This window comes from uncultured Anaerovibrio sp., assembly GCF_947302755.1.
Taxonomy (GTDB): domain Bacteria; phylum Bacillota; class Negativicutes; order Selenomonadales; family Selenomonadaceae; genus Anaerovibrio.
Map to the genome: position 1 here is coordinate 1 of NZ_CAMYWM010000146.1, position 5,656 is coordinate 5,656.

Annotated in this window: 7 protein-coding genes; all 7 read left to right on the top strand. The window is 48.5% G+C overall.

Features of this window, described 5'->3' with window-relative positions; translation table 11 throughout:
• Positions 1-1,506 (top strand): DASS family sodium-coupled anion symporter (locus Q0Y54_RS11235; protein ID WP_297967868.1); only part of this gene is annotated, 1,506 nt, incomplete at its 5' end.
• 110 nt (positions 1,507-1,616) lie between these two features.
• Positions 1,617-1,865 carry an IreB family regulatory phosphoprotein gene (locus Q0Y54_RS11240; protein WP_297967871.1) on the top strand — a complete coding sequence of 83 codons (249 nt, stop codon included), beginning with the start codon at positions 1,617-1,619 and terminating at the stop codon, positions 1,863-1,865.
• A complete protein-coding gene (ruvX, locus tag Q0Y54_RS11245) occupies positions 1,865-2,281 on the top strand; it encodes a Holliday junction resolvase RuvX (protein ID WP_297967889.1) in 417 nt (138 codons plus the stop codon). The genes Q0Y54_RS11240 and ruvX overlap by 1 nt, the downstream gene beginning before the upstream one ends.
• 230 nt (positions 2,282-2,511) lie before the next feature.
• Positions 2,512-2,829: a DUF1292 domain-containing protein gene (locus Q0Y54_RS11250; protein WP_297967875.1), complete on the top strand. Its 318-nt coding sequence runs from the start codon at positions 2,512-2,514 to the stop codon at positions 2,827-2,829.
• A 115-nt stretch (positions 2,830-2,944) separates the two neighbouring features.
• Positions 2,945-4,048: an endolytic transglycosylase MltG gene (mltG, locus tag Q0Y54_RS11255; protein ID WP_297967878.1), complete on the top strand. Its 1,104-nt coding sequence runs from the start codon at positions 2,945-2,947 to the stop codon at positions 4,046-4,048.
• Positions 4,048-4,662 (top strand): O-methyltransferase, encoded by a 615-nt coding sequence (locus Q0Y54_RS11260; protein WP_297967881.1) that lies wholly within the window; start codon positions 4,048-4,050, stop codon positions 4,660-4,662. Before mltG ends, Q0Y54_RS11260 begins: the two co-directional genes overlap by 1 nt.
• On the top strand, positions 4,659-5,656 hold a 998-nt coding region (locus Q0Y54_RS11265), incomplete at its 3' end, for a peptidase U32 family protein (protein ID WP_297967885.1). The genes Q0Y54_RS11260 and Q0Y54_RS11265, both read left to right, overlap by 4 nt.

Below are 5,656 nucleotides of genomic sequence, written 5' to 3' on the forward strand. Positions count from 1 at the left end.
GAACAATCCTTTGACCGAAAGCGCAAGACCATCGGTATGTTTGGCGCCCCCCTATTAGCTGTTTTGGTATTTTTTACTCCAATAGATGGGTTGACTGTGGAAGCACATAAGCTTCTGTCCATTATGGTGCTGGTTTCTCTATGGTGGATAACCGAACCGGTACCGATTCCCGTTACTTCTCTTATTGGACCGGTGCTGGCCGTAATTACTGGGGTGGTTAAGGAAGGGGATGCCTTTGCCGCCTTTGCCAATCCCATGATTTTCCTGTTTATGGGTGGTTTTATTCTAGCCAAGGCCATGATGCTCCATGGACTGGATAAGCGGTTTTCCTATTGGCTGCTGTCTATGTCCTGGGTGGGCTCCAATCCTCGCCGGATTTTTCTGGCCATTGGCCTGGCAGCAGCTCTATGCTCAGGCTGGGTCAGCAATACAGCCACTGCGGCCATGATGCTGCCAATTTGTTTGGGACTGCTAAGCGCCATTAAGGATATGATGGCGGCCAATGGCAAGGATATTGATTTGTCCGAGTATAAATACGCTACGGGACTTATGCTGATGACCGCCTATTCGGCTTCCATCGGCGGTGTGCTTACCCCAATCGGTACGCCGCCGAATCTGATTATGTTAGGCTTTCTTGACCAGATGGCCAACATTCATATTTCCTTCTTCCAGTGGATGCTGTGGGGGGCCATCGCCATGGTGGTATATTTTGCCCTTGCCTATGTGGTGCTGTTGAAGCTGTTTCCCCCTGATGTGGAAAAAATTGACGGGGCCGAGGAATTTATTGCCAAGCGCATAAAGGAACTGGGCTCCTGGACCAGAGCCCAGAAAAATACTTTGGTATGCTTCATTGTGGCAGTAATTTTATGGGTAACTCCCGGTATATTAAGCATTACCCTGGGGACCACCTCCCCGGTTTTAACCATGTATAATAACTTGTTCCCGGAGGCCATAGCGGCCATGGCAGGAGCGTTGCTTTTGTTTATTATACCGGTGGATTTCAGCCAGCGTAAATTTACTATTAAGTGGGAGGAGGCCAAGGAAGGAATTGAGTGGGGTACCCTTATCCTCTTTGGCGGCGGCTTGGCCATGGGCTCCATGATGTATAAGACGGGCTTGTCCTCCTGGATCGGTGATTTGATAATCAGTAGTTTGGGCGGCTCCATTTCCCAGGTAACCATGGTGGCCATTTTCTCCGTATTGGCCCTGATGCTGTCCGAGCTGACCTCCCATACGGCGGCTACCAATATGATTGGCCCCTTGGCCATTACGGCGGCTGTGTCGGCTGGCCTAAGCCCCGTTCCAGTATCAGTGGGCATTGCCCTGGCGGCCTCCCTGGGCTTTATGCTTCCGGTTTCCACTCCGCCAAATGCCATTGTATACGCTACCGGCTATATTCCGATAACCAAGATGCTTCATACGGGCATAATTATTGATTTTATCGGTATTGCCTTCGTAACCATTCCGTTGGTTGTATATTTTGTAACCTGGGTTGTTGGTGTTTAAAAATTTTAAACTTAAAAAACGAGTTGATTCTTCGGCTCGTTTTTTTGTTTTTTTCAGATTACTGTGGTACACTAGAAGCATAAGTTGAACACATTATTGGAGGTGCAGCTATGGTTAGTGAAGAAACTATGATGTTCCGGTTTGGGGCAGATGAGAATAGGGCTGAAAATATTATTAAGAGCACATGCTCTTCCATGGAAAAGAAGGGCTATAATCCTATAAATCAGCTGGTAGGCTACCTTTTGTCTGGTGATCCCACCTATGTTACCAGCTTTGAGGATGCCCGGAAGAAGATCCGTACCCTGGAGCGGGATGAGATTTTGGAAGAATTAATCAGATCGTATTTGGAGAAAAAATGATGGAAAGAGCCTTGGCCCTTGATGTGGGCGATAAGACAATAGGGATTGCTGTCAGCGATCTGCTGGGGATGACTGCTCAGGGGGTGGAGACCATCCGCAGGACCACCATGGAGGCAGACCTTAATCGCCTAAAGGAATTAGTGGCTGAATATGAAACCACTAAACTGGTGGTAGGCTATCCCCGGAACATGAATGGCACCGAGGGCCCACGCTGCGAATTTGTAAAGGAGTTCTGCGGGGAGGTCAGGAAGGCTATTCCTGAGGCCAATATTATTTTATGGGATGAACGCTTGTCCACTGTTGCCGCCACCCGTTCCCTTATTGAAGCGGATGTGAGCCGCCGGAAGCGCAAAAAGGTTGTTGACAAGATGGCAGCGGTGTTTATCCTCCAGGGCTGGCTTGACAGTAAAATGTGACTTATTTAGCGGGAGCTTTAGGAACCGCTAAATTCAGCCAAATAAATCCGGAGCTTTACAGCTGGCAAGACTCCTTTTCAAGAGCAGGGAGCTGTCAGTGAGGGGCACTGGTTGACAATAGCCTGGCTATGGGGTACAATTCCACTGAATTCAGATGAAGCTTGAAGCTTGACCTGAACTATTCTTCATGTTTATTTTGACCTTAGAGGTCCTGCAAAAAGGAGAAAAAGATGGCAGATAACAAGAATGTATCCGAAGAAGATTTTATGGATGATGATATTATCGTTACCTTCCAGGACGACCAGGGAAATGAGCGTTATTTCGCCGAGGAAATGCGCATTCCGTTAAACGGTGCGGAATACGCCCTGCTGGTGGGCCTTAATGTGGAAGAGGACGAGGATTTCGATGAGGAAGAAAATGTTACCATTGCCAAGATCGTCAAGGATGAAAATGGTGAGGATGAGTACATTGTTGATTTTCCTGAAGAGGAATTCGATGCAGTAGTGGTGGAATACAATAAAATTTGCGATGAGGCAGAAGCCGAATAAACGGCAGATATCACGGACGGTTGCTTTTGCGGCAGCCGTTCTTTTTATTTTCATTTTTCATGGACTGTGATATTATAGTATCGTGTGATATTTTTAAGATGATTATGGGGTGAATATGGTGGACTTTAAGGACATGATGGACTCATTAAAGGACAGGGTCACAAATTTTATTTCCTACGATGCCAATGCCAGTGATACGGAAATCAAAAGCAAAAAGAGAAATATCATCATAGCTGGTTCCAGCTGTTTGCTGGTATTTTTGTTAATTTTTATCATGGTGTTCCTTTCCTTTAAGACGGGGCAGCCCATGGATTTGCAGGACAGAGACGATGTGATTTACTTTCATGTGTCAAAGGGGATGAGCTCCGCTGAAATCGGCAAGGAGCTGGAGCAAAAGGGTGTTATCAATTCCACCGCTAAATTTTGGCTGGCTACCAAGCTGAATGGGGCTGATGCCAGGTTTAAGGTTGGAACCTTTGCCCTGACCCGCAATATGTCGGCCTCCGATGCCCTGTCGGTATTGCTGTACGGCAAGACAGTTCCCCTTCGGGTAACCATTCCTGAGGGCTATGGGGTAAAGGAAATAGCCAAACGGCTGGATGAATATGGAATTTGCAGTGAAAAGGATTTTTTGAGGGCCGCCAGAAATTATGCCCCCTATGACTATATGGAGGAGCATAAGGACACAATTTATCGGGTGGAGGGCTTTCTGTTCCCTGATACCTATGAATTTGCCGGCAATGCCACGGCTGAGGACATAATGAAGCGGATGATCGACGAGTTTGATGATCAGCTTACTCCTGCCATGCGCCGCAGGGCTGCCGAACGGCATATTTCCATTTATGAGCTGGTAAATATGGCTTCCCTGATTGAAAAGGAGGCCCGCTATGAGGAGGATATGCCGATTATTTCCCAGGTTTTGTGGAAACGGCTGAATATCAGTATGCCCCTTCAAAGCGATGCGACCCTTCAATATGTGATGGATGAAATAAAAGAGGATGTTTCCATTGCGGACACCAAGATAGACTCACCCTACAATTCCTACCAGAATTACGGCCTGCCGCCTGGACCTATTGCCAATCCGGGGATAAAGGCCATTGAAGCCGCCCTCAATCCTGCCTCCACCGATTATTTGTATTTCGTGGCCGACAGGGAGGGGAAGAATTATTACAGTACAACCTACAGTGACCATCTGGCCATTGTATCGGAGGTTCGTTAATGGAAGACCTGAGGGCTTTGATTTGTGAGATGGAGGAATACGGCCGGGCCAATCATGTGCCCATAATAAATGAAAAGGGTCTGCCGGTGCTGCTGGAGGTGGTCCGGGAAAAACGGCCCCATCGGGTGCTGGAGATCGGTACAGCCATTGGATATTCGGCCTTGCTTATTGCCGCCAATTCGGCGGAGGATGTGAGAATAGACACCCTGGAGCTGTCCGAGGAACGGGCAAAGGTGGCCCAAGGCTACATAGAGCGGTCCATATACAGTAATCGGATTAAAATCCACAGGGGAGATGCAGGGGAAAATATTTTAAAGCTGACTGATAAGTACGATTTTGTATTTATTGACGCGGCCAAGGGGCAATACCCGGATTATTTTCGGAAGCTATATCCCCTTTTGGCAGAGGATGCCATGGTGGTGGCAGACAATGTTCTGTTTCGGGGCTATGTCCGTGGCGGGGTGGAGTGTCCCCGTCGGTTCAGAACCATCGCAAAGCGTTTGCGGGAATACATTTCTTTGGTCAGCGACAATGATGAATTTGCGACGGTGATTCGTGAGGATGGAGACGGCCTGGCAGTCAGCCGGCGTCTGCCAAGGGAGAATGCCAGATGATAAAAAAGCCTGAATTGCTGGCTCCCGCCGGTAATATGGAAAAGCTAAAAATGGCCCTTATATATGGTGCCGATGCGGTGTACTTAGGGGGCAAGGCCTTTGGCCTCAGAGCCTTTGGGGGAAACTTTGATGATAATGAATTGAAGGCCGCGGTGGAGTTCGCCCATGGTTTGGGGCGGAAGGTATATGTTACCGTAAATATTTTTCCCCACAACAGCGATATGGAGAAGCTGCCGGAATATTTGGCCTATCTGAATGAAATAGGGGTAGATGCCATGCTGATAGCGGACTTGGGCGTTTTTACCCTGGCCAGACGGTATGCTCCGGATACGGAAATTCATATCAGCACCCAGGCCAATAATACCAATTGGGTAACGGTGAATACCTGGGCGGATATGGGGGCCTCCCGGGTGGTGCTGGCCCGGGAAATGTCCCTGGGGGAAATCAGAACCATCCGGGAAAAATGCCAGGTGGAGCTGGAAATGTTCGTTCATGGGGCCATGTGTATTTCCTATTCCGGCCGGTGTCTTATGAGCAATTATATGACAGGACGGGATGCCAATCGGGGCAGTTGTGCTCAGGCCTGCCGTTGGAGGTATGCCCTTGTGGAGGAAAAGCGTCCAGGCCAGTATTTTCCCATTGAGGAGGATGACCGGGGCACCTATTTCTTTAACTCCAAGGATATGTGCTTGCTGCCTCATATTGGGGATGTAATCAATAGTGGGGTAGACAGCCTGAAAATTGAGGGGCGGATGAAAAGTGTACATTATGCAGCCAGCATCGTAAAGGCCTATCGGGAGGCCATTGACAGCTATTGTGCTGACCCAGGGCATTTTCAGCTGAAGCAGGAGTGGCTTGATGAGCTGGGTAAGGTGTCCCATCGGCAATATACCACCGGCTTTTATTATAATAAGCCTTCTGCTGATGATCAGATTTATGGTACCACCTCCTATGAGCAGACCTCTGATTTCGTGGGGCTGGTGCTTTCCTATGA